General features: G+C 50.4%; 2 tRNA genes. Both read left to right on the top strand.

Annotation, left to right across the window (positions count from 1 at the left end):
• The first annotated feature begins 9 nt into the window (after nucleotides 1-9).
• Nucleotides 10-83: transfer RNA gene (locus HPY27_RS29905), tRNA-Glu, on the top strand.
• An 86-nt stretch (nucleotides 84-169) separates the two neighbouring features.
• Nucleotides 170-245 (top strand) — tRNA-Val (locus HPY27_RS29900).
• Nucleotides 246-252: the final 7 nt, after the last annotated feature.

The raw sequence follows: 252 nt of genomic DNA, 5'->3' as shown, positions 1-252 counted from the left end.
CATGATCTTGGCCCGTTGGTGAAGCGGTTTAACACAGCAGCCTTTCACGCTGTCATACAGGGGTTCGAATCCCCTACGGGTCACCTAAAAACGCCTTAACAATGGTTAAGGTACCTGCAAAGTTATCAGAGTATGCTGCTTAGCATACTCGTCACTTTGTCAGGGATTTGGAGGCTTAGCTCAGCTGGGAGAGCATCTGCCTTACAAGCAGAGGGTCGGCGGTTCGATCCCGTCAGCCTCCACCATAAAAAA

Origin of the sequence: Brevibacillus sp. HB1.1 (assembly GCF_013332445.1) — a bacterium.
GTDB classification, from domain to species: domain Bacteria; phylum Bacillota; class Bacilli; order Brevibacillales; family Brevibacillaceae; genus Brevibacillus; species Brevibacillus porteri.
Note: the sequence above shows the minus strand (reverse complement) of the source record. Positions and strands in the feature narration are given on the sequence as shown.